The 21,970-nt window shown below is 71.0% G+C and carries 16 protein-coding genes; 10 read left to right on the plus strand and 6 right to left on the minus strand.

What is annotated here, in order from left to right:
- Positions 1 to 2: 2 nt before the first annotated feature.
- The 4 genes from ACF1CT_RS30560 to ACF1CT_RS30575 all read left to right on the plus strand — a co-directional run bounded on the left by ACF1CT_RS30560 (position 3) and on the right by ACF1CT_RS30575 (position 4,529).
- Positions 3 to 1,283: an MFS transporter gene (locus ACF1CT_RS30560; RefSeq protein WP_391787218.1), complete on the plus strand. Its 1,281-nt coding sequence runs from the start codon at positions 3 to 5 to the stop codon at positions 1,281 to 1,283.
- Position 1,284: 1 nt separating this feature from the next.
- Positions 1,285 to 2,244, plus strand: a complete 960-nt coding sequence (locus ACF1CT_RS30565; RefSeq protein ID WP_391787219.1) for a JmjC domain-containing protein — start codon at positions 1,285 to 1,287, stop codon at positions 2,242 to 2,244.
- Positions 2,244 to 3,182 carry an aKG-HExxH-type peptide beta-hydroxylase gene (locus ACF1CT_RS30570; protein WP_391787220.1) on the plus strand — a complete coding sequence of 313 codons (939 nt, stop codon included), beginning with the start codon at positions 2,244 to 2,246 and terminating at the stop codon, positions 3,180 to 3,182. Before ACF1CT_RS30565 ends, ACF1CT_RS30570 begins: the two co-directional genes overlap by 1 nt.
- Before the next feature lie 231 nt (positions 3,183 to 3,413).
- Complete coding sequence (locus ACF1CT_RS30575; protein WP_391787221.1) at positions 3,414 to 4,529, plus strand: ADP-ribosylglycohydrolase family protein; 1,116 nt, start codon at positions 3,414 to 3,416, stop codon at positions 4,527 to 4,529.
- Between the two features lie 111 nt (positions 4,530 to 4,640).
- Here the strand turns inward: ACF1CT_RS30575 and ACF1CT_RS30580 are convergent, their stop codons facing one another.
- The gene (locus ACF1CT_RS30580; protein WP_391787222.1) at positions 4,641 to 5,423 is read right to left on the minus strand and encodes an SDR family oxidoreductase; all 783 of its coding nucleotides are present in this window, start codon (positions 5,421 to 5,423) and stop codon (positions 4,641 to 4,643) included.
- Positions 5,424 to 5,503: 80 nt separating this feature from the next.
- Here ACF1CT_RS30580 and ACF1CT_RS30585 point away from each other — a divergent pair, with 80 nt between their 5' ends.
- Positions 5,504 to 6,343 carry a hypothetical protein gene (locus ACF1CT_RS30585; protein ID WP_391787223.1) on the plus strand — a complete coding sequence of 280 codons (840 nt, stop codon included), beginning with the start codon at positions 5,504 to 5,506 and terminating at the stop codon, positions 6,341 to 6,343.
- A 157-nt stretch (positions 6,344 to 6,500) separates the two neighbouring features.
- On the opposite strand, the gene ACF1CT_RS30590 is transcribed toward ACF1CT_RS30585, so the two are convergent.
- The 3 genes from ACF1CT_RS30590 to ACF1CT_RS30600 all read right to left on the minus strand — a co-directional run bounded on the left by ACF1CT_RS30590 (position 6,501) and on the right by ACF1CT_RS30600 (position 8,823).
- On the minus strand, positions 6,501 to 6,704 hold the full coding sequence (locus ACF1CT_RS30590; protein ID WP_391787224.1) for a DUF397 domain-containing protein: 204 nt from the start codon (positions 6,702 to 6,704) through the stop codon (positions 6,501 to 6,503).
- A 272-nt stretch (positions 6,705 to 6,976) separates the two neighbouring features.
- The gene (locus tag ACF1CT_RS30595; RefSeq protein ID WP_391787225.1) at positions 6,977 to 7,846 is read right to left on the minus strand and encodes a helix-turn-helix domain-containing protein; all 870 of its coding nucleotides are present in this window, start codon (positions 7,844 to 7,846) and stop codon (positions 6,977 to 6,979) included.
- A 254-nt stretch (positions 7,847 to 8,100) separates the two neighbouring features.
- Positions 8,101 to 8,823, minus strand: a complete 723-nt coding sequence (locus ACF1CT_RS30600) for a GPP34 family phosphoprotein (RefSeq protein ID WP_391787226.1) — start codon at positions 8,821 to 8,823, stop codon at positions 8,101 to 8,103.
- 145 nt (positions 8,824 to 8,968) lie between these two features.
- Between ACF1CT_RS30600 and ACF1CT_RS30605 the strand changes: the two genes are divergently transcribed.
- Positions 8,969 to 11,569, plus strand: a complete 2,601-nt coding sequence (locus tag ACF1CT_RS30605; protein WP_391787227.1) for a D-alanyl-D-alanine carboxypeptidase — start codon at positions 8,969 to 8,971, stop codon at positions 11,567 to 11,569.
- Between the two features lie 174 nt (positions 11,570 to 11,743).
- The gene (locus ACF1CT_RS30610; RefSeq protein WP_391787228.1) at positions 11,744 to 13,675 is read left to right on the plus strand and encodes an MFS transporter; all 1,932 of its coding nucleotides are present in this window, start codon (positions 11,744 to 11,746) and stop codon (positions 13,673 to 13,675) included.
- 29 nt (positions 13,676 to 13,704) lie between these two features.
- On the opposite strand, the gene ACF1CT_RS30615 is transcribed toward ACF1CT_RS30610, so the two are convergent.
- Complete coding sequence (locus tag ACF1CT_RS30615; RefSeq protein WP_391787229.1) at positions 13,705 to 14,775, minus strand: alpha/beta hydrolase family protein; 1,071 nt, start codon at positions 14,773 to 14,775, stop codon at positions 13,705 to 13,707.
- Positions 14,776 to 15,121: 346 nt separating this feature from the next.
- Here ACF1CT_RS30615 and ACF1CT_RS30620 point away from each other — a divergent pair, with 346 nt between their 5' ends.
- Both ACF1CT_RS30620 and ACF1CT_RS30625 read left to right on the plus strand, forming a co-directional pair.
- Positions 15,122 to 15,766: a GNAT family N-acetyltransferase gene (locus ACF1CT_RS30620; RefSeq protein ID WP_391787230.1), complete on the plus strand. Its 645-nt coding sequence runs from the start codon at positions 15,122 to 15,124 to the stop codon at positions 15,764 to 15,766.
- Positions 15,763 to 16,764, plus strand: coding sequence for a PaaX family transcriptional regulator C-terminal domain-containing protein (locus ACF1CT_RS30625; protein WP_391787231.1), 1,002 nt, complete (start codon positions 15,763 to 15,765; stop codon positions 16,762 to 16,764). Before ACF1CT_RS30620 ends, ACF1CT_RS30625 begins: the two co-directional genes overlap by 4 nt.
- On the opposite strand, the gene ACF1CT_RS30630 is transcribed toward ACF1CT_RS30625, so the two are convergent.
- Complete coding sequence (locus ACF1CT_RS30630) at positions 16,757 to 19,855, minus strand: NACHT domain-containing protein (RefSeq protein WP_391787232.1); 3,099 nt, start codon at positions 19,853 to 19,855, stop codon at positions 16,757 to 16,759. The two genes, ACF1CT_RS30625 and ACF1CT_RS30630, sit on opposite strands and share 8 nt — an antisense overlap.
- A gap of 1,114 nt (positions 19,856 to 20,969) precedes the next feature.
- Between ACF1CT_RS30630 and ACF1CT_RS30635 the strand changes: the two genes are divergently transcribed.
- Complete coding sequence (locus ACF1CT_RS30635) at positions 20,970 to 21,767, plus strand: hypothetical protein (protein ID WP_391787233.1); 798 nt, start codon at positions 20,970 to 20,972, stop codon at positions 21,765 to 21,767.
- Positions 21,768 to 21,970 lie beyond the last annotated feature (203 nt).

Below are 21,970 nucleotides of genomic sequence, written 5' to 3' on the forward strand. Positions count from 1 at the left end.
CCATGCGCAACCCGAAGACCCTGTTGACCGGCCGACTGGCCGGCAGCGCCATGGAACTGCGCGACTTCCGATTCCTCTGGGCCGGGCAAGCGGTCAGTGCCGTGGGGGACCAGCTCTTCAACGTTGCCGTGTCCCTCCGGGTGATCGAGAGCGGCGGCGACGCGGGCGACGTCGGGCTGGTGATCGGCGCCCGCATGCTCGCCACGGTCCTGTTCGCGCTCCTCGGCGGTGTCTGGGCGGACCGGGTGCCCCGGCGGCGGGCGATGGCGCTCGCCGACGCGTTCCGCATGGTGGCCATCACCGTGGTGGTGCTGGGGGCGTTCGACACGGCGACCCTCTCGCTCGCCGTGATGACCTTCCTGGTGGGCAGCGGTGAGGCCTTCTTCCGCCCCGCGTACGGCGGTCTGGTGCCCTCGGTCGTGCCCGAGGACCGGCTGCTCAGCGCCAACGTCTGGCGCGGCAGCATGGAGAGCGCGGCTGCCGTGGTGGGGCCGGCGCTCGGCGGGGTGCTGGTGGCCACCGTCGGCACCCGGGTGGCCTTCGCCGTCAACGCGGCGACGTTCGCGGTGAGTCTGCTGTGCGTCCTCGCGGTCGTCGAACCGCCGAGGGAACGGTCGGAGTCCCGGTCCTCGATCGTCGAGGAGATCCGGGAAGGGCTGTCGGCGGTGCGCCGCGTCCGCTGGACGTCGGCCATCCTCGCCATGACCGCCGTGCAGACCATGCTGGTCGTCGCGCCCCATCTGGTCCTCCTGCCGGTCATCACGCAGGAGGAGTTCTCCGGGCCCTCCAGCTACGGCCTGGTCATCGCGATGTTCAGCCTCAGCGGCTTCATCGGCACGGTCGTCATCGGACGGGTCCGGCTGAAGCACCCCGGAACGAGCGCGGTGATCTTCAACGCGCTCTTCACGACCGTCCCGCTCGTGCTGCTCGCCCCCTTCTCGCTGTGGTGGGTGGTGGCCGGATACATGATCGCGGGATTCGCGATGATGCCCTTCAACACACTCCTGCACACCGCACTGCAAAGACAGTTCGCCCCGTCGGTCCTCGGGCGGGTCAGCTCGGTCGACTGGCTGTGCAGCCTCGCCCTGCTGCCGCTCGGCCTCGCCGTCATCGGGCCGCTGGCGGACGCGGTGGGTCGCACGACCGTGCTCGTCGTCGCCGCGGTCGTGCAGCTCGGCGCCGCGCTGCTGGTACTGACGGTGCCCGGAGTACGTGATTTCCATCAGGAAGAACAACCGGCCCGGGAAGAGGAACGGCCGGTTCTCGGAGACGCGGAGGTATGAGATGGCAGTGGAGAAGCTCCTCGACGATCCGTCGAAGCTGAAGTCCATACGGGACACCGAGCCGTACGTCAGCCGGGACATGGGCGAGCTGGACCAGGTGTTCTCGACGGACCTCGCGCAGCAGCTCCTCTTCGAGCGAGGCCTGCGCACCCCGTACATCAGGCTGTGGCGTCACGGCCAGGACATCGGCGTCCGGAACGCCGCCAAGCCCGGGGACGACGGCTCCGACGAGCGCAGGGTGCTGTCCGGGCTCGCGGACCCGAGATACGTCCTGTCGCAGATGAAGCAGGGCGCGACCCTCGTCTTCCAGGCGATGTCCACGTACTGCCCCGAGGTGGAGGCCTTCTGCGGGGAGCTGGCCGGGGACATCGGGGTCCCCGTCGCCGCCAACGCCTTCCTGACCCCGCCCCACTCCAAGGGCGCCGAGGCGCACTACGACCTCGCCAGCATCTTCATACGCCAGCTCGCCGGCTCCAAGACCTGGCGGCTGCACGAACCGCCCATGCGGTGGCCGGTCAAGCGCTCCAAGCCGGGCGTCACCCCGCAGACCCCGCTCCGCCTCGAAGTCACCCTCCACGCCGGCGACTGCCTCTACCTGCCGCGCGGCTTCTACCACGAGGGGACCACGGGAGCCGACGGCTCCGTGCACATCGCCTTCTCCGACGGGGTGGAGGACACCTGGACCCAGATCCTGCACGACGTCCTGGACCTCGCAGCCGAGCGGAGCGTCGCCCTGCGCGGCCGGCTGCCCCTCAAGTCCGAGGCGCTGAGCGGCCAGTCGAAGGAGATCTGGAAGGAGGTCCGGGAGGACGTCTTCCGCACCCTGGAGGGCCTGAGCGACGAACTCATCTCCGCCCTGGTGGTGCGCCGCCTCCAGGCCCGCGAGCAGCAGCTCAGGAAGGCCGAGGTGGCCTCGCTCGGCGAGATCCTCGCCGTGGAGTCCCCGTCGGGTGACGCCTGATGGGGGCAGGACAGGACGAGGCGGTCCGGGTCGGCATCACCCCGGCCGGGACCATGAGCCTGGTCCGCAGCCACCACCGGGACGTCCTCCGGCGCCTGGAACCGGTCCTCCCGGCCGGACCCGCACCCGCCTGTCTCCACCCCGGCCTGGTCCGGGAGGCGACCCGGACGCCCACCGGCGACGGCGCGGATCCCGCACGCGTCGCGGAACTGGTCCGCGCCCTGGCGGGCACCGGCCCGGTGCCGCCGCTCGAACACCTCGCGCCCGACGGTTCCTCCGCGTCCCCCGACTGGTGCGCGTGGGGTACGGGGCAACTGCTCGCCGACATCCGGCGGACCGGCGGTACGGGCGACGCCGACTTCGGCGCATCGGACCCGGCGGAGGGAATCGCGCACCTGGAAGCCGCCCGGGAAACCCTGCGGCGGGTCTGGCCGGAAGCCGCCCTGGAAACGGATCTGCTGATCCGCGCCATCGTGTACGTCGAGGGCGGCGCCTTCCGTTCGGCCACGCTCCGCCAGACGTTCGGAGCCGTCTACCTCGGCGCCTCCAGCGTCGAGAGCACCCCGGCCGCCTTCGAGGCACTCCTGCACGAGACCGGCCACCACGCCCTCTACCTGCGGAACTTCTTCGTCACGTACGTGACCAACGGCGACGTCATGATCAGCCACCCACTGCGTCCCGACCCACGACCGGTCACCGGCGCCGTGCACGCCGCCCACGTCCTGGCCCGCATGGCGCACGGACTCACCCGCTGGGCGGCGGAACCGACGGCGCCGCCCGAGGTCACCGCCCGGCGCGACGACGCCCTGCGCCGTCTCAGGGGCACCATCGAGGCCCTGGAACCGGCCGCCGAGTGGACGGCCGAGGGCCGACGGTACTTCGACGACCTCCTCCGGTGGGAGAAGGAGACGATCGCCTCCGGTGGCAGAGGGAACTGACCACCCCCGACCGGCCCGGACCATCCGCCGGAGGGCATCGTGCCGGGCGGTCCGCACCGGATCGCCCGGCATCGGGGCGTCCGCCCGGACGGCTCCCGCCGGTCAAAAACGACCTGCGGGACGTCCGTCCACATACCTGCGCGTACCCCGTTCCGCCCCCTCAACCGACGGTTCCTGTTCGATTACAGTGCTGCGCAGTCGCAGGCGGGCGGCCCGATGGGGAGGGGCACGGTGAGCACAGGGACCACGGCGGTCTGGGGCCGCACCGAGCAGCAGGACTTCCGCAGCCGGGTGCGTGGCGCGCTGCTGGGGGCGGCCGTCGGCGACGCGCTGGGGGCCGGGGTCGACGGGCTCACGCTCGAAGAGATCCGGGCCGCGCACGGCGCCGACGCCGTCACCGACTTCGTGCCCGCGCACGGCGGGCGCGGTCTGGTCACGGCCGTCACCCAGCTCAGCCTGTTCACCGTCGACGGCCTGATCCGCGCCCAGGTGCGGCGCGACACCGGGGCCTGGCACCCGCCCACCGACGTGCACCGGGCCCATCTGCGGTGGGCGGCCACCCAGCGCGACTGGGGACCCGACGAGCGGCGCAAGGACAACGGCTGGCTGGCCCGGGAGGAGTGGCTGTACGCCCGGCGCGCACCGGGCCGGGCCTGCCTCACCGGGCTGGCCGACACCACCATGGGCACCCTGGACCGGCCCAAGAACCCCACCGCACGGGACGCGGGCGCCCTGACCCGGTCGGCGCCGATCGGGCTGCTCGTCGGCTGGGAGCCGGAACTCGTCCTCCAGCTCGCCGTCGAATGCGCGGCCCAGACCCACGGCCACCCCGCGGCGCTGCTCTCCTCGGGAGCGCTCGCCGTCATCGTGCACGGGCTGGCCCGCGGCGAGACCCTGGACGGCTCCGTCCAGCACGCCCTGGCCCTGCTCGCGGAACGCGCGGGGCACGAGCCCGTCACCGAGGCGCTCAAACAGGCCCTCGGCACCGTGCGCCAGGGCATTCCGGGTCCGGCGCTGATCGAATCGCTGGGGCCGACGGACGCCGCCGAGGAGGTACTCGCCGTCGCCGTGTACTGCGCCCTGGTCGGCGAGGACATACGGCACGGGCTACGGCTGGCCGTCAACCACGGTGGACCCTCCTCGGCCACGGGCTCGCTGTGCGGGGCACTGCTGGGCGCGCTGCACGGCGAGACGGCGCTGCCACCGGCCTGGCTCGCCGAACTGGAGGGGCGGGCCACCGTTCTGGAGCTGGCCGACGACTTCTCCATGGAGATGACCCAGGGGCCCGCCCTGCACAGCCCGTCGGCCGTCGCCCGGGGCTGGCTGGCCCGGTACCCGCGCGGCTGAACCGACTCCCGCACCGTCCGGGCTGATGCCCGCGCAGCCCGGCCCGGTGTCCGCGCGGCCGGGCCGGTGTCCCCGGGGCCGCCCGGTTCGGTGCGCGGCCGAAGGACCCGCCTACCGCATCAGCTCGCCCGCGTTGACCAGCAGCGACTGACCGGTGATCGCCCGGGCCCGATCGGAGACCAGGAACGCGGCGGCCTCGGCCACATCACCGTCCGTGGCGAGATCCGGGAGCGCCATGCGCTCGGCGAGCCTGCCGAGCACCTCGGCCTCGGGCACCCCCTCGGAACGCGCCGTGAACCGCACGTACGCCTGGACCGGAGGACCCCACATCCAGCCGGGCAGCACCGTGTTCACCCGGATCCGGTAGGGGCCGAACTCCCGCGCCATGGAGTACATCGCGGAGGTGAGCGCCCCCTTGGACGCCGCGTACGCCGCCTGCCGCACCTGGGACGGGGCGGCCACCGACGACTGCGTGCCGATGAGGACCACCGAGCCGCCCCGCTCCTTCAGCCCGGGCAGGCAGGCGCGGGTCATCCGCAGCGTGCCGAGCAGGTTGACGTCGACGACCGACTGCCAGGCGGCGAAGTCGGCGTCCTCGACGCCGCCGAAGTGGTCGTCGCGTGCGGCCACATGGATCACCGCGTCGATCCGTCCGAACCTCTCCATGGCAAGCCCGGCGAGCGCCTCGCACCGGGTCTCGTCCGTGATGTCGGTGGCCAGCCACGCGGTGTGCCGCCCGGAGGGGTCGATTTCGGCGGCCGACGCGGCGAGATGCGAGGCGGTGCGCGCCCCGAGCACCGCGTTGCCGCCGTCCCGGACCACCGCCGCCGCCACCTGGTGCCCGAGCCCGGCCCCCACACCGGACACGACGACGGTCTTCCCCGCGAGCAGCATGGGTGTCCTCCCGGCTCTGGCGCTTGATCTGACGGACCGTCAGAGTAGGATGTCGCTGCGGAGTACGGAAGGGAAACGGCATGAGCGACGAGACGCGGAGCGAGACCTACGCCGAACTGGCCGCGCTGGGACCGTACGGGGTCCACCCCGGCCACGCGCTGATCACCCTGGTCGAACCGCACCCGGGTCACGAGCACGCGTACAACCGCTGGTACGAGGACGACCACTACTACGCGGGCGCGATGGCGATGCCCTGGATGTTCGCCGGACGCCGCTGGGTCGCCACCCGCGAACTGCGGGAACTGCGCTACCCGGCGAAGTCGGCCGTCGCCGAGCCGGTCGGCGCCAGCTGCTACCTGTCCACGTACTGGGTGACGGACGGGCGCTACGACGACCACATGCGGTGGACCGTCGGGATCAACAAGCGGCTGAACCGGGACGGCCGGGTCTACCGGGACCGCACCCATGTCTTCACGTCGTTCCAGGACCACGAGGCGACGGTCTACCGCGACGGTGCCGCGGGCCCCCGGGACTTCCACGCGCTCGACCACCCCTACCGGGGCCTGGTCCTCCAGGTCGTCGATGCCGACGGGGCGCAGAGGCGGGGCGAGTTGCTGGAATGGCTGCGCACACGGCACCTGCCGGGGCGGCTGGAGGGTTCCCCGGCGGCCATGGTGACCGTGTTCCGGCCCACGCCCCTGCCGGGCGACCGGATGAGCTACGTGAAGCAGGTGGAGGGCGTCGACACCCGGCTCACCCTGCTGTGGTTCCTCCAGGAGGACCCTCGGGACTGCTGGGACGCGCACTTCACCGGGCTGGACGGCGCGGTGGCGGAGTCCGGGCTGGGAAGGGTCGAGCTGGTGGCGCCGTTCCTGCCGACCGTGCCCGGCACCGATCTCCACGTCGATCGGCTGCGCTGACCCCGCCGCGGCGGACCACCGTGCCCGCCGCCGTGCCGCGCGGGGCGCGGGTGCTCCGGTCGGACAGTGAGCCCTCTCGGCCAGGACGGCGGACCGGTCGAGAGGGCTACCGGCGGCACCGGACCGGTGCCGTCATGCGAACTTCGCGCAGCACCGGTCAGGCGTCGAGGACGTCCTTGCCGAGGTCGCGCACGAAGGTGTTCCACGCGGCGGGCACGAACGTGATCGAGGGGCCCTCGGGGGCCTTCGAGTCACGCACGTCGACAGCCGTGCGGGGGGACTTGACTTCGACGCAGGCGCCGTTGCCCCCGGAATACGAGGACTTCGTCCACTTGTCCGTAGCACCCTGACGAATGGCCATGTTCACTCCGGTTCAGAAGAGTTGTGTGAGGATTCGCGCGAGGAACACCGACGAGGAACGCCGATGAAGAACTCAAACAACGTTCCGGCAATGTTCCGGTTGGCGTGATCGACGCTACTCGTCAGATTCCTTGAGCGAAGGGGCCGTTCACTCGACCTAGTGGTATGTACCAGCAAGGTCTTCCCCGTGGGGAGGCGGCAGTGTAATCTCCTCCGCCTCCCTCGCAACATCGCCTCATTTCCCGCATTCCGGACTTCTTGTTTCGGTGTGGTTCACGCCCCGCTCTGCCCGGTGTAATCCTTCGCGATTTCGCTGATGAAATTCCGGGTGTGTTCCACATTCAGCGCCTGTGCGCGAAGGTGCTCGTACATGACGCTGTACTTCTGTACGTCGTGCGGTTTCTCCAGATAGAGATCGCTGGTGACGCCCTCGATATAGACGACGCTGGAGTCCGCGGCGTCCGGGAATTCCAGAATGGCGTACTGCCCGTTGATGCCGGGATGGGCGCCCATCCCGAACGGCAGCACCTGCACGGTCACATGCGGCAGGTGCGACAGTTCGGCCAGCCGTTCCAACTGCTCGATCATGACCTGCCGGCCGCCGACCACCCGGCGCAGCGCGGACTCGTCGATCACCGCCCAGAGGCGCAGCGGCTGTTCGAGCGCGGTGATCCGGTCCTGGCGGCGGGCCCGGACGGTGACGCGCTTGTCGATGTCGTTCGGCGGGGCCTCCGGCAGCGCCCCGTTGATCAGCGCCTCGGCGTAGCTCCGGGTCTGCAACAGGCCGGGGACCACCTGGGGTTCGTACACGCGCAGCGACTCGGCGTCGGTCTCCAGACCGATGTAGACGCTGTAGGGGATGTCGCCGAAGGCGTGCCACCAGCCCTGCTGGCGCGAGTCCTTGGCCATCTGCATGAGCGACTCGACGATCCTGTGGTCCTCGACCTCGTACACTCCGCAGAGATCGCGCACGTCCCGCTGGCTGATGGAGCGGCGGCCGTTCTCCAGGCGGCTGATCTTCGACTGGGAGACCAGTAGCCGTTCGGCCACTTCCTCCGCCGTCATGCCCTTGAGTTCGCGCAGTCGGCGCAATTCCTGGCCCAAACGGCGTCGTCTGACGGTGGGATTGACATTGGACGGCACGGAAACGGCACCTCCGGCTATGTAGCTGTGCGTATCTACTGCTGAGCAGATTGCCACCCCCGGCCGGGGTCGCGCTGGGAAATGGACACACACGAGTGCGCGGGGCGGCCGTGGTTGACGGCTGCCCCGCGCTCGGTGCGGCTCCCGGACCGGGTCTGTCAGGACGACGGTGCGGCGGTGTTCGTTTGTCGGCCGTGCGGTGGTGCGGTGGTGCGGTGTGTGGTGACGCGGTGCGCGGCGCACCGGGGATGGCCCTAACGGGCCGCGGTGTGTGCCATGCTGCCGCGGCGCGACTGCGATTGGACTTGCGGTTGCAACGGCATTCCGGCCGCCTGGTTGCGGCGTGGTTGCGCGACCGCGCCGTTCTGGACGTCCATCACGGCGTGCGCCACGAGTCCGCCCATCGGGTCGTGCCTGATGAGGTCCCGGAGCCTTGAGCGCGATGAACGCCCCTCGTTCCCGGGATACAGGTGCTTGCCCAGTCCGACCGCGTGGGCCAGTGCGGCGAGCGCCGCGGTCCGCGGGTCCGGCGGTACGCCGGTGCGGATCGCGCTGTCCAGCCTGGCCCTGATGTCCCGGCTGATTGCCGTCTCCGTCGCCTGATAGCGAGTCGTCGGCAGAACTCCGCACATCTGGCCGGCCACGGCATGCACCATGCCGCACCGCTCCAGATGAGCGAGGTAGATCTGACGGAGCCCCAGCCGGGGTCCGCCGATCCAGTGGACGGCCCGAACCGGGCTGCCGCGTCGGCGCAGCAGTTCCAGTGCGGAGTCCAGAGTCGGATCTCCTGTCGGCCGTGGCATCACCACGGCGATACGATCCCCGTCAGGGGCTATCCGTCCTGCCAGAGCCAGCTCCACTAGCTGAGCTCCGGCGAGGCCGAGGTCGAGCGACTGCGGCTGCGCTGTGGTACCCGTGGCCGGGTCCAGAGCGAGCAGCAGAAGCTCCTCCGGAATTGTTCTGCGGCTCCTGCCCATCCATGCCTCCCCGCGTGGATGAATGACAGGGTGACCCCTCTCACATTGGTCTGTCGAGAGTGCCTGGTGGCTTTGTACGGGAACCAGTAGGTATGTCGTTCTCGTCTAGCAGTCGGGGCCGGTGGTTCACACAGGACACTGGTAGATGGTTCGGACAGCGCGGGGAATGCACCCGCGCCGCATGGAGGAGGCATCGGTGGCGGGCGAGTCCCCCGACAGGTCGAAGCAGCAGAAGTCGTCGGGAACGGCTCGGAGCGAGAGTGATCCGCGGCTCGCCGTCTTCCGTGAACAGTCCGCCGAGGGCGCGGGAGACAGCGGCACGGACACCGCGACGGCCGTCTTCCGCACCGGTTCGTCCGGCAACGGCAACGGCAACGGCAACGGCAACGGCAACGGCAACGGCGACGCCGAGGGCTCCGAAGGCGCTGAGGGTGCCGAGGGCGGCAAGCCGGACACCGCGACGGCGGTCTTCCGGACGCCCGCACCGAAGGACGAGGGCTCCGAGGGGGCGGGAGGGGCCTCCGACGGCCCTGAAGGGGCGTCCAGGGCGCCGTCCGGGGGTTCCGGGGCATCCGGAGGGTCCGCGGCGTCCGGCGCGTCCAGTGAGTCCGAGGCCGATTCCGGGGAATCCGTGTCCGGCGAGTCCGCTGTTTCCGATGTGGACCCTGCGGACGCGGACGCGGACTCCGCCGACGCCGACGTGAACTCCTCCGACAAGGACTCGTCCGACAAGGACTCCTCCACCGACTCCGGCGATGCCACGCCGTCGGGGGCGGGGGACGTACGGCTGCGTGCGGCGGTCGCCGCATGGGTGGGGAAGGACGACGACGCCTCCGCGGAGGAGGCCGACGCCCCCGGGAAGGCCGAAGGCTCCGAGGCGCGCGGCGAGGAGCCGGGGACGGGGCCCGAGTCCCGGAGCGCGGCAGCCGCAGGAACCGCAGGAACCGTGACCGATGAGGACACGGACACGGCGGATGCGGCCGGCGAGGCCGGGACCGCCCGGGGCGACGCGGCCGACGGTGGGAACGACGCCGCCGGCGACGGCGAGGACGCCGCCGAGGCCACCGACGGCAAGGCCCGGAGCGGCGACGAGGGGACGGGCGACGGGCGGAAGGGCGGCGACGACAAGCCGGGCACCGATCAGCCGACCGCCGTCTTCAGGGCCCCCGCCCCGGCCGCCGTCGATCAGCCGACGACCGCGCTGAAGGTCGTCCCGCCCGCGTCGAAGCCGGGTGAGGGGCCGGATGAGAAGCCGGTGCCGAAGCAGTCGAAGCCGTCGGAGCCGGGGACGGACGCGAAGGCCGAATCCGACGCCGAGCGGACGAGCACCTTCGTGCCGCTGCGTCGGGACGACGTACATCCGGCGCAGGAACCGGCGTCCGGGCCCGGCGGCAGACCCACAGGCACCCCCGCCGCGGCGCCCGCGTTCGCTACCGCCGAGCGGACCACGCAGCAGCCGATGCCGCCCAAGCCGCCGCTCGATCTGCTGGCCGAGCTGACCAACACGCCCCCGCCGCCCCAGACGCCGGTCCGTACCGCGGTCCGCCGGGTCAAGATCTGGACTCCGCTGGTGCTGCTCCTGCTGATCGTCTTTGCGATCGTGCAGACGATGCGCCCGCTTCCGGACCCCGAGCTCCGGATGTCGGCGAAGTCGACGTACACCTTCGAGGGGAACAAGCCGTCCCTGCCGTGGCCCGACGAGGGCCAGGGCTACATGGCGGCGACGGGTCTGGGCACGGTGGGCTCGTTCGGCGAGCAGAAGTCCGTGCCGATCGGCAGTGTGGCCAAGGCGATGACCGCCTACGTCGTACTCAAGGACCACCCGCTGAAGAAGGGGGAGGAGGGCCCGTCCATAGACATCGACGCCACGGCGGAGAAGGAGGGCGGGTACGACGCGGTGAACGAGTCGACGCTCAACACCGTGAAGGAGGGCGACAAGCTCACCCTGAAGCAGGCGCTCTCGGCGATCATGATCCCGTCCGCCAACAACATCGCGCGGCTGCTGGCGCGCTGGGACGCGGGTTCCGAGGAGGCGTTCGTCAAGAAGATGAACGACACCGCCAAGTCGCTCGGGATGACGAACACCACGTACACCGATCCGTCCGGCCTCAACGCGACCACGGTCAGTTCGGCCGAGGACCAGGTGAAGCTCGGCGAGGAGCTGGTGGAGATCCCGGCGCTCATGGCGATCACCGTGCTGCCCTCGTGGACCGACCCCTCGGGGCACGAGTGGCGGAACTGGAACAACCTCGTTCCGTTCAACGGTTCGCTCGGCATCAAGACGGGTTCCACCACCAAGGCGGGCGGCAACCTGTTGTTCGCCGCGCACAAGATGGTCGGCAAGACCGATCAGTTGATCGTCGGCGCGGTACTGGGCCAGCACAAGAACCCGATCATCGACACGGCCAACGCGGTGAGCAAGGACGTCATGATCGCGACACAGGACCTGCTGAAGAACGCGAAGGTCATCAAGAAGGGCGACGTCGTCGGCTCCGTCTCCGACGGTCTGGGCGGCAGCACCCCGGTGGTCGCGACGAAGGACGTGACGGTGGTCGGCTGGTCCGGCCTCACGGTCAAGATCGAACTGACCGATGACGGGAAGACGATCCCGCACTCGGCGAAGGCCGGGACCCCCGTCGGCACGCTCTCCGTCGGCGAGGGAACCAGCCAGGTGAAGGTTCCCGTCGCACTGCTGAACGAGCTGTCGGAGCCGACGTTCGGGGACAAAGTGACCCGCATCGGCTGATCGCACGGTGGCCGGATCGTCCGGTCACGGGAAGAGGGTGCCGATCCCGGCGCCCTCTTCCCGACTGCGTACGTGTTAGCGTCCCGGAGCGACTGGGAGGGCCGCGCGGTAAGTGCTCGCCCCCGGGAGCACGGGATACAGGACACGGGGCCGGCGGAGACGGGGAGAGCCGTAGTGACCACTGCGGAGCGGAAGCCCGGCCGGGAGTCGGCCGACAGCAGCGGCGTGAGCGACGTGAGCGACGGCACGGGGACGGTACCTCCGGACGCCGAGGGGACGGGGACGGTACCTCCGGACGCCGACGCTACGAGGGCGGTCCCTCCGGAAGCCGACGGCACGGGGACGGTCCGCCCGGATGCCGAGGGCACGGGCCCCGCTCCGTCCCGGCGCACCGCCGCGCGGCGGTGGGTGCGACGCCACCCGGTGACGGCGGTGACGGCGGCGGCCGCCGCGGCCCACGTGCTCTGGTTCTTCCTCTTCGCGAACAGCGGCGGCGACCTCGCGGCACAGGACGCCTGGGCCGAGTTCGTCGGCCGGCACCCCGGTACCGCGTACAACCTCGCCTGGTACGGGGGCATGCACCCCGTCTCGTACAGCGTCGTCTCGCCCTACCTGATGTCGGTGCTCGGCGTCCGCACGACGATGATGATCGCCGGAACGGTGTCGGCGGGGCTCACCGCGCTGATCCTGGTCCGGGTACGGGCCGTCCGCAACCCGCTCGCCTGCTCGTTCGCCGCACTGTTCGCGTACCTGTGCAACGCGATATCGGGACGTGTCACGTTCGGGCTCGGCATGATGTTCGCGGTCGCCGCGGTCGCCGCGGTGTTCTGCTGGCCGCACCGGTGGCGGTACAAGCGGTGGGCGAAGGCGGCCGTGGCCGCCCCGCTCGCCGCGCTCGCGACGGCGAGCAGCCCCGTGGCCGGTCTCTTCCTGGGCGTGGTCGCCGCCGCGCTCTTCCTGAACAAGCGGCGCCCGGGGGCCTACGCGCTGGGCCTGGCCCCGGTCGTGGTCGTGGCGCTGTCCGCGTTGCTGTTCCCGTTCTCCGGCACGCAGCCGATGTCACTGGGGACCCTGTCCCTGCCCTTCCTCCTCGCGCTGTTCGTCTTCGTCCTGGTGCCCCGTGAGTGGAAGACGGTCCGGACCGCGGCTGCCGTGTACGGCGTCGGAACGGTGCTGACCTACGTGATCGACTCGCAGATCGGGTCGAACGTCACCCGCATGGCGATGCTGTATGCCGGTGCGGTGCTGCTCGCCGCGCTTCCGTTCACGAAGCCGCGCTCGCGGCGCTGGTACGCCCTGGTGCTGGCGTTCGTCGGGATGAACTTCTGGATCGGCTTCAAGAGCGTCGACGACATCGTGCGGACCGCGCCCGCCGCCTCCTGGGCGCGTGAGGTGGCCCCGCTGGTCCACCAGCTCCAGAAGGTCGGCGCGGAACGCGGCAGGGTGGAGGTCGTGCCCGCGCGCAGCCACCGGGAGGCGTCCGCGCTCGCCCCGTACGTCAACCTGGCCCGGGGCTGGAACCGGCAGGCGGACATGGAGCGCAACCCGATCTTCTACGACGACACCCTGAACGGCGACAACTACCGGCAGTGGCTCGACCGCTGGGCCGTGCACTACGTGGTGCTGCCGAAGGGGGAGCCGGACGCCAACGGCGCGGTGCAGGAGGCGGAACTCGTCGCGTCCGGACAGCCGTACCTGAAGCGGGTGTGGTCGAACACCACCTGGCAGCTCTTCGCGGTCGAGGACCCGGTGCCGCTGGCCGACCCGCCGGCCACGGTCGAGCGGGCGGACGCGGGCGAGCTGACCATCCATGTGAAGACCCCCGGCCGGATCCTGATCCGTGTTCCGTACTCGCGCTGGCTCGCGCTCGTCGACGACAAGGGCAAGAGCGTCGAACGTCCGCAGGAGACCGAGGAATCCAAGCGGCGCGAGGACGAGAGCTCCCCCCGGACCTTCGTCAACACCAACGGCTGCCTGGTCAAGGCCGAGGAGGACGTGGACGGCGACGAGTGGACGGAACTGCTCGCGCCCCGGCCGGGCAAGTACCGGCTGACCGCGCCCTACCAGCTGTCACCGGGCACGCCGTGCCCGGACGAACTGCGCTGAGGACGACTGCCCGAGGTCCGGGCCGGACGTCATGACGACCCCGTCGCCCGGCCCGTCCCCGCGTCCAGTCGTTCCAGGAAACGGCGCTGGTCGGCGAGGGCGCCGTCGGCGAACAGGGCCCGGGGTGCGAACAGCGCGGTCAGGGTGAGCCGGACCTCGGAATCCTCGACGTCGTGCTTCACCAGCGAGTGCGTGGCGTCAGGGATGTGCCGCACCTGAAGGGTGCCGTGGGGGAGCAGCGCGCGATACGCCTTCTCCGTGTCGGCGACGTCCACGTTGATGTCGTGACCGCCCAGGACCAGCAGGACCGGGGTTCCGCGCATCGCCCGCAGGTCCGCGGTGGCGTTCGCGGTGTAGTTCTTGGCGATGAACCGCCAGCGGTCGGCCGTCATGCCGTCCGCACCCCCGTCGTCCGCCCCCTCGTCGGCCCCGACCGTTTCGGCCCCGATCGCGTCGCGGTACGCGTCGAAGGAGGCACCCCCGCGCAGCAGGCGGAGTGTGGTCTCCCGGCGGTTCAGGGCGGCTGCCCTCTCCGCTTCGGACGCACCGTCCCGGCGGAGTTCCGCGAGGAGGTTGTACCGTCCCTGCCGCTGCCAGTCGACGGCGGGCGCGACCGCGATGACGAACTGCAGTCGGGTGTCCCGTGCTGCCGCCTTCGGCATGACCCACCCCGCCTGACTGGCCCCCCACAGGCCGATGCGCCCGCCGTCGATGTCCGGCCGTGCGCGGGCCCATGCCACGGCGGCCAGGGTCTCGTCGGCCCGGTCCTCCATGCTCTGGTCGAGCCAGTTGCCCTCCGAGCCCGCCACGCCGGGCTTGCTGAACGAGAGCGAGGCGTATCCGGCGCGGGCGAAGGACTCCCAGATCGGCCGGTAGAACGTTTCGTGAGTGGCGTCCACCGGCCCGTCCCCGTGCACGAAGACCACCAGCCCGTACGGTCCGTCACCGGTCCGGGGCAGGGCCAGCACGCCATCGAGCGTGGCACCCGCGTGGCGCAGGGCGACCCGTTCCTCGCGCAGGTCGTAACTGTTCTGCGTGATCACCACCGCGACCGCCGACGCGGTGATCAGCGCGAGCGCGATCAGAACCCCCAGCGCCACCCGCCACCGTCGTCTCCTTCTCGTTCCGGCGCGCTTCCCGGCCGGCGCGCCCACGCCACCGACCACAGTCTCCCCGCCGACCACAGCCTCCCCATCGACCACAGTCTCCCCACCAACCACAGCCTCCCCATCGACCACAGCCTTCCTCTCGGTCACCGTTCCCCATCCCATTCATTTCTATCGATCTGAAAACGCTCGTTCTTCAAATGAACGTACTACACTCGACCATGTGCGAGGCGGCAGCCGCCTTCGGAGCAGTCCGCGAGCGGCGGGTGTCCGGGGGCCGAAGAGGACGGCGCGCAGAGGCAGGGGAGAACCGGATGGGGAGAAGAGGGATGAAGAAGCGATGACGGGTCCGGAGGACGGACGTGCGCGGCGCGGCGGACCGGTGGAGGTGCGCCGGTCGATTCCGCAGGGTGACGAGGCGCGTGTCGCGGAGCTCTACTGGGAGGCGTTCGGCCGCAAGCTCGGCCCGGCCCTCGACCCGCCCGACACCGCAAGGGCGTTCATCGCCCGCCACCTCCACCACGACCGCGGCATCGCCGCCCTCCTGGACGGCGAAGTGGTCGGTGTGGCCGGATACCAGCTCGGCGGGCGCGCGCTGACCGGAGGCGGGGCGCGTGACGTGCTCGCGACGTACGGGGCGCTGCGCGGGCTGCCGCGCCTGGTGCTCCTCTCCCTCCTCTCGCGCACCCCGGCGGCCCACGAACTCGTGATGGACGGCATCGCCGTGAGCCCGGCCCACCGCGGCCACGGAATCGGCGGCCTGCTGCTGAGGGAGATCGTGGCACTGGCCGCCGATCGCGGTTGCCGACGCGTCCGGCTGGACGTCATCGACGTCAATCCGCGGGCCCGCGCCCTGTACGAACGGCACGGATTCACCGCGACGCGCACCGAGCGCACGCCCTACCTGCGCGACCTGATGGGGTTCTCGGCGGTGACCACCATGTACCGTCCGGTCACGGCGGCGGACCGCGAGGAGGCACGATGAACGCCGGAAGAAGCCGGGCGGAGGTCTCGACCCGTCTGCTGGTGCATTCCCTGGTGCGCGAGGACGGCACGGTGGACGCGGGGGAGCTCTACGCCGTCGCCGGCATCCTCGGCATGACCGACCAGCAGGTGAGGCTGTGCGTCAAACGCCTCGTCGCCGAGGGCCGGTTCGACCACGAGGGCCGCGGCCGGAAGGCCGTGCTCCGGGCCACCGCGGACGCCACCGGATCCCTCGCCCCGGACGCCGACTTCGTGCGCCACGCCTACCGCCAGGACCGGGGCCTCGCCCCGTGGGACGGCGTCTGGCACCTGTTCGCCTTCGCCGTGCCCGAGGCCAGGCGGGCCGCCCGCGACACGCTCCGCGACAGCCTCCTGCGCCTGGGAGCGGCCCCGGTCCAGGGCGGCTTCTACGCGAGCGCCAACCCCATCGAGCCGTACGTCGAGGCCGAGGCCCGGACGCTCGACGTCCTGCCCGCCGTCACCTTCCTCACCAGCACCGATCTGCGCATCGGCACCGTGGACCGGCCTGCCGATCTGGCGGCGTCCCTGTGGCCGCTCGCCGAGATCGCGGAACGGTACGCCCGCCTCGCCCGCCTCGCCGAGTCCTGCCTCGCCGAGATCGACCGCGGCGTGCAACGGCACGGCGAGGGACCGGCCGGGGCGGCCCGGGACGGCGCCGGGACGCGGACCGGGGCCGGCACGATGGGCGGGACACTCCCGGACACCGAGCGACTGACCATGGCCGTGGAGCTCGCTGCCGAGTTCACCCGGGCCATGGAGCCCGACCCGCTGCTGCCACCCGAACTGCTGCCCAGCCCCTGGCCCGGCCGACGCGCCAGGGAACTCACCGCCGCCTGCTGGGGCCGCCTGCTGGAGACCGGGCCGGAGCGGGGCGCGTCCACGCACCTGCCGCGCCTGTTCCGTCTGTACGACGACGTGCTGGAGCGAGAAGAACCGGATCACGGCCCGGGAGCCCCGGCACACCGTCCGGTCAGCTGACGCGCGTGTGTACCCCCGGGATGTCCAGCGCGGTGATGCGGGTGCCGTCGGGGGCGCGGCACCCGGAGAGGGTGACCGAGCGCAGATTCCCGAACCGTGCGAAGGCATCGCCGTCGAGGGGCACGACGCAATCGTCAAGATTCAGGTCGGTCAATGAGGGCGGCGTGGTTCCGAGCGCCGCGAGCCAGGTATCCACGTCGTAGCCGGAGAGGACCAGGCTGGTGAGTGCGGTCATGTCCCCCAGCTCGTTGAAACCCGATGCCCTGTGCGTGGTGCGCGCGAACAGGTGCAGGCAGTCCAGCCGAGGGAGGGTGGTCAGCGTGCCCAGGTCGGTGCCCGGTCCGAGGAGGTGCAGGCTGACGAATTTCAGCCGGGGGATCCGACGCAGAAAGCCCAGGTCCTTCCCCTCGGCGATGACGAGCGCCAGGTCGCGCAGTTCCGGGAGCTCCGCGAGAACCGACGTGTTCGCCGCGGCCCCCGTGCCGAACAGCAGGAGTCGTTCCAGACCGGGATGCCCGCGGAGCACGGACAGGTCACCCGCTTCGCGCAGACCACTGGCCCACAGGCTCCGCAGCGGCGGGAGATCGGCGAGAAACCCGAGTCCGCGCACCGAGTGGGTCACTCGGACGCTGCTCAGCGAACGCAATCGGCCTGCCGCACGCACCTGGCCGGAGTGGGTGAGTGTCACCCGATGCTCCGACAGCGCGAGCCGGGACAGCACGGCGTCGGCATAGGCGTCCGCGTCGAAGAAGTCCCACGCGTTGATGAGTTCCTGGACGACACCCTTCCGTTCGTCCCCCACATACCCCGCCAGGAGTTCCAGGGACTCCTCACCCCCGATCAGCGCCACGGTCCGAACCGTCTGCGCCGCGGCCTTCTCGGCGAGCGCGCCCAGCGAAGGGGGCAGCCGTCGCAGCAGGTGGGGGCCCACGGCCGCCAGGGCCGGTGGATCCGTCGGACGCCTCGCGGGAAGCAACCGGGCCACCGCCTCGTCCAGCCGGTTCGCGAGCCCGTCCGACACGGAGGGCAGCGTCTCCTGGCAGGCCGCCGCCAGCAGCCGCAAGGTGCGGGCGTGCCGGGGTTCGGCCTCGGCGCGGTCAAGGATGCCGAACAACAACTCCTCGCGCTGCCGGGAGTTGGCATGGCCCGCCGTCATGATGATCGTCTCGCGCCATGGATCGAGGTGCGCCCGGCCGACCAGGTTGCCGATGCGGTCCTCCTCCGCGGCCTCCTCGGCGGCCAGGTACTCCTGGAAAGTGCGGTGCACGAAGTCCAGACGCGCCTCGGCGGGGGAGCGGAGGATTCCGGAGCGGTGCCGCAGCTGTTCCAGGACCTGTTCGCCGTCCTGTACGTCCAGGTGCCGCATCGCTTTCAGCTTCGCCGTGACGTACCCGACCGCCCGATCCAGATCGATCTCGCTGCGGTTGTTGTCCGACAGCCGCCAGGCGAGATCTCTCAATATGGTGAGCTTGTCGCCGAGGCTGAGCCTGCTGTCCACCGCGCTCGGCACGTTCCGGTCGGCGTCCCGGTCGTGCACCAGGGTGTGCAGGGCGTTGCGGTACAGCTCCATGCGGTCCCGAGGCAACTGACGGCCCCGGTTCAGGTGCATGGCGCACAGCATGGCGGCCAACAACGGTGTCCCCGCCAGCGACTGGAGATGCGCCCGGTCCTTGAGGCTGGCCAGGAGGGACTGCTCGTACTGCGGGATCTCGTCGACGGCACAGGGCAGTTCGTCGCCCAGCGCCCGTACGGCCTGGTGCCACTGCCGTACGAACGCGGCGAGGTCCGGTGGTGTCATCCGTTCCAGGTGGAGCGCCGTGAAGCCCTCGCGACGCAGCCAGTCGGCGCCGGCCGCCGCCGGGCGCGAGGTGACGATCACCCGCACGTCCTCGTACTGCCCCAGCAGTTTGCGCAGCCAGTCCCGCACCGCGCGGCGCTCCCGGTCGCGCAGCTCGTCCACTCCGTCGATCAGGAGCAGCGCGTTCCCGCTGCCGAGCTGTCGCTCCACCCACCCCCGGGGCATGACCCCGGTGATGGGCCCGGCGACCCCGTCGAGCATCGCCTCCGGGGCCGGTGGCGTCCGGCCGCTGTACTCGCGCAACTTCACGAAGAGCGGGGTGAGCCCGTTCCATTCGTCGAGTTCACCGGTGAAGGCGCCGCGCGCCGCCATGACGGCCAGCCAGCGCAGCAGGGTCGTCTTTCCCGAACCGGCCTCCCCGCGCAGCAGTACGCGGGACGCGTCCAGCAGCGCTTCCTCGACGCCGATGCCGGAACTCTCGCCCCCGGCCTCCTCCCAGTAGCTCATGTCGGGCCGGAGCAGGGGGAGCGAGCGCGCGGCACGCCGACGCCTCCCGTCGTCCCCGCTGGCCCGCAGGCTGACGTAGGCGATCGACAGCCGGACCCGGGGCATGGCGGCGCGATCGGACGTGCGGCGGAACAGCTCCACCTCGTCGAGGTCCCTGCTGACCAGTTCCAGATAGGTGCGCCGGAAAGCCGTGTCCTGGTCCGTGCCATCCGGTGCGAACAGCGAACGATCCGGCAGGCGTTCCAGAATGCGGGCCACCTCGGCACCCAAGGTGGCCGTCCGGGAGAGCAGTTCCCCCGCCGCCCGCTCCTCGAAGACCGGCAGGCTGCGCACGACGCGGACGTAGTACTCCACGCACTCGGCGAACAGCATCTCGTACAGGCGGTGTTCCGCCTCGTTCAGCCCGACCGGGGCACGGACCGAATCGGTGATGCTGCGGATGAGCTCGGCCGGGTGGGCGTTCGCGGCGAGAAGAGCCTCGTCCGACAGGTCCGCGCGCACGAACGTATCGGACACGGCATCGACAACGGCCCGGCGACCGCCCTCGTCCAGACGTTGGAACGCGTGCTTCAGGAACGGTTCCAGCCGGTCGAACACCGCGTTGGTGATCTGCTCGAACTGCTGCCGGACCTCGCGCTGGAGCCGCACCCCGGGTATCCGTACCCGGACCAGCTCCTCCATGGGCAGCGAACGCTCCTGTTCCCGCCGCCTGCTCCCCAGCCAGAACTGACCCGCCGCGTTCGCGACGGTCGTGCCCAGACGCAGTGCCGCCGTCTCAGCGATCACCGAACCCCCTCCTCCACGCCGACCCGGGCATTGTGACAGCGGACGGCGGTGACCGATGCCAGGTCGGCAGCCCTCGCGACCTCACCCCCCGGTGGGACGAACCCGGCAACACGGTAGTTCCCCGCACGCCCCTGCCCGCCCTCGTAAGCCCTCGGCCACCCCCGCACGCCCTCATATGCCTTCCGTCGCCTTCGGCCGGACCCCTTCGAAGGCATCTGGATGACGGAGGGGAGGGAAGAGGGAGGAAGGGACGAGTCGCCGTACTACGCCGACCGGAGTTCCGCCTGGTTTGACACCGGTCACCTGCTCGCCGTCGACGACGTACGTCACCACACCGGACCACCGGCGATCGGCGTTCCGGTGCCATTGGGTGAGGAGCCCCGGCACCCGGACGCCGCCGACGAGCACGTGGCACGGCTTCGCGTCGCCAGACGGGCGGAAACCGGGGAAGCGCACGGGATACACGCCCCGCGCCCCTCCACCAACGCCACGGAAAGGGCCACGTTCCGGGGATCGTGCGTTTCCCGGCCGAATCGCCGAGCCTTTCGCCGCCCGTCACGCAGGGCTTCGCAATCGGCGGTGCGGTGGAAGACCGGGCCACCACGGGTGAGGACACCCGGGCCGTCAGCCCTACGGGCACGGGAGCGCACTCGGTGCACTGACCGACTCGGTGCGCTGACCCGCCACGAGGTCGTGCATGCACCGTTCATCCGCCATGCGTTCGTGATCGTGGTCGGAGAACCCGCTCACAAGAGCGGATCACGCCGACAAGTCGCCCGCGGTCCGTATGCGTGCCGGGCCGGTACCCCGGCATCCACCGGGCCGAGGGCGGGGCCCGAGCCCGGACGGACTCCGCTCCGGCCACCGCGCCGCGAGCGGGCGGCGGCGGGAACCGGCGGCCCCGGGGGCGGCAGCACTGTGCCACCCGATCAGTGCCGCACATCAGCGCATTCGGCATCTGCGGCATCTGCGGCATCTGCGTTACCTGTGGTGTCCGCGGCATCTATGGTGTCTGCGGACTTGGGGAACACGCCCCGTCCGTGTGCGCGGTATGGCGGGAGTGCTGGTCCTCGGCCCACCGGGCACCGCGATGACAGGCAGCTGAGGAGCCGGGATGGTCGAGCCCGATGAGTTCTTCCGCGCCCCGCCCCCGGGACGTGAGGCGTACGTACTGGCGCAGGCCATCTCGTTCGACCCCCAGCAGTGGATCTCCAGGCTGCCGAACGACGAGTGGTGGCCCCGACGCCTGGCCGACCTGCCTCGTGTGGGGCGATGGCCGATCGTGGACCGGCGGTCGGTGTTCCGGATGGCCGAGCACACCGACACCCCGGAGGGCAGGCGCGACCTCCTGATGGCCGCCCTGGTGTGGGGCACCGGTACCAGGGCTCGGGAGGTTGCCCGCCGTGCGCGCGTCTTCCACGCGAATGATCCCGACCGGCTGGACGAGCGGATCCGCAGCGCCAAGGCCGAGATCGATGGCGGAGACCCCGTTGCCGCCTACCGCGTGCTGAACGACCGGCACGCCCGGGTGAAACACCTCGGCCCAGCGTTCTTCAGCAAGTACCTGTACTTCGCCACCGCTGATCGTCCTGCGGGCGAACGACGGCCCCTGATCATCGACAGCAACGTCGCGTTGGCCCTCAACGAGCTGTCGGACCAGGAGTGGAGAGCCAACGAGCGATGGGATTCGACGAAGTACGCGAGCTATCTCGAACTGGCCCACGCGTGGGCCGAACGCTGGGGAACCGAACCAGACGTGGTGGAGCGCAAGCTGTTCGACCGGGGAAAGCAGCTCAAGACCAGCGCCCCACAGACGCCGTGGAGCGCCTGCTCCCGGCCCGGACCGTCGACTGCGGCGGCAGGGCGGCACACACCAGGCACACCGTGCCCAAGCTTTCCCCTCCAGCCATGAAACAGGCCCCTCGGAGTGACACTCCGAGGAGCCTGTTCAGCGCTCCGATACAGGTCGGAGCGGTAGCGCGTTGTGCCCCCGGCAGGATTCGAACCTGCGACACCCGCTTTAGACCGTGTCCTATGTGGTGAGTCGGGCGAGTCGTTTGTAGCAGCAGAGGGCGGCGGCGAGGCCGAGGAAGGCGAGGTAGTTGCGGGGGTGGC

The sequence above is a fragment of the Streptomyces sp. NPDC014734 genome (assembly GCF_043083325.1).
In the GTDB taxonomy this organism is placed as follows: domain Bacteria; phylum Actinomycetota; class Actinomycetes; order Streptomycetales; family Streptomycetaceae; genus Streptomyces.

Bases quoted from the DNA above. Each gene is read 5' to 3' on its own strand.
- ACF1CT_RS30585 (WP_391787223.1), top strand. From the start codon at position 5,504: ATGAGCGACGAGACGCGGAGCGAGACCTACGCCGAACTGGCCGCGCTG.
- ACF1CT_RS30590 (WP_391787224.1), bottom strand. From the start codon at position 6,704: ATGGCCATTCGTCAGGGTGCTACGGACAAGTGGACGAAGTCCTCGTAT.
- ACF1CT_RS30570 (WP_391787220.1), top strand. From the start codon at position 2,244: ATGGGGGCAGGACAGGACGAGGCGGTCCGGGTCGGCATCACCCCGGCC.
- ACF1CT_RS30565 (WP_391787219.1), top strand. From the start codon at position 1,285: ATGGCAGTGGAGAAGCTCCTCGACGATCCGTCGAAGCTGAAGTCCATA.
- ACF1CT_RS30620 (WP_391787230.1), top strand. From the start codon at position 15,122: ATGACGGGTCCGGAGGACGGACGTGCGCGGCGCGGCGGACCGGTGGAG.
- ACF1CT_RS30625 (WP_391787231.1), top strand. From the start codon at position 15,763: ATGAACGCCGGAAGAAGCCGGGCGGAGGTCTCGACCCGTCTGCTGGTG.
- ACF1CT_RS30605 (WP_391787227.1), top strand. From the start codon at position 8,969: ATGGTTCGGACAGCGCGGGGAATGCACCCGCGCCGCATGGAGGAGGCA.
- ACF1CT_RS30560 (WP_391787218.1), top strand. From the start codon at position 3: ATGCGCAACCCGAAGACCCTGTTGACCGGCCGACTGGCCGGCAGCGCC.
- ACF1CT_RS30600 (WP_391787226.1), bottom strand. From the start codon at position 8,823: ATGGGCAGGAGCCGCAGAACAATTCCGGAGGAGCTTCTGCTGCTCGCT.
- ACF1CT_RS30580 (WP_391787222.1), bottom strand. From the start codon at position 5,423: ATGCTGCTCGCGGGGAAGACCGTCGTCGTGTCCGGTGTGGGGGCCGGG.
- ACF1CT_RS30635 (WP_391787233.1), top strand. From the start codon at position 20,970: ATGGTCGAGCCCGATGAGTTCTTCCGCGCCCCGCCCCCGGGACGTGAG.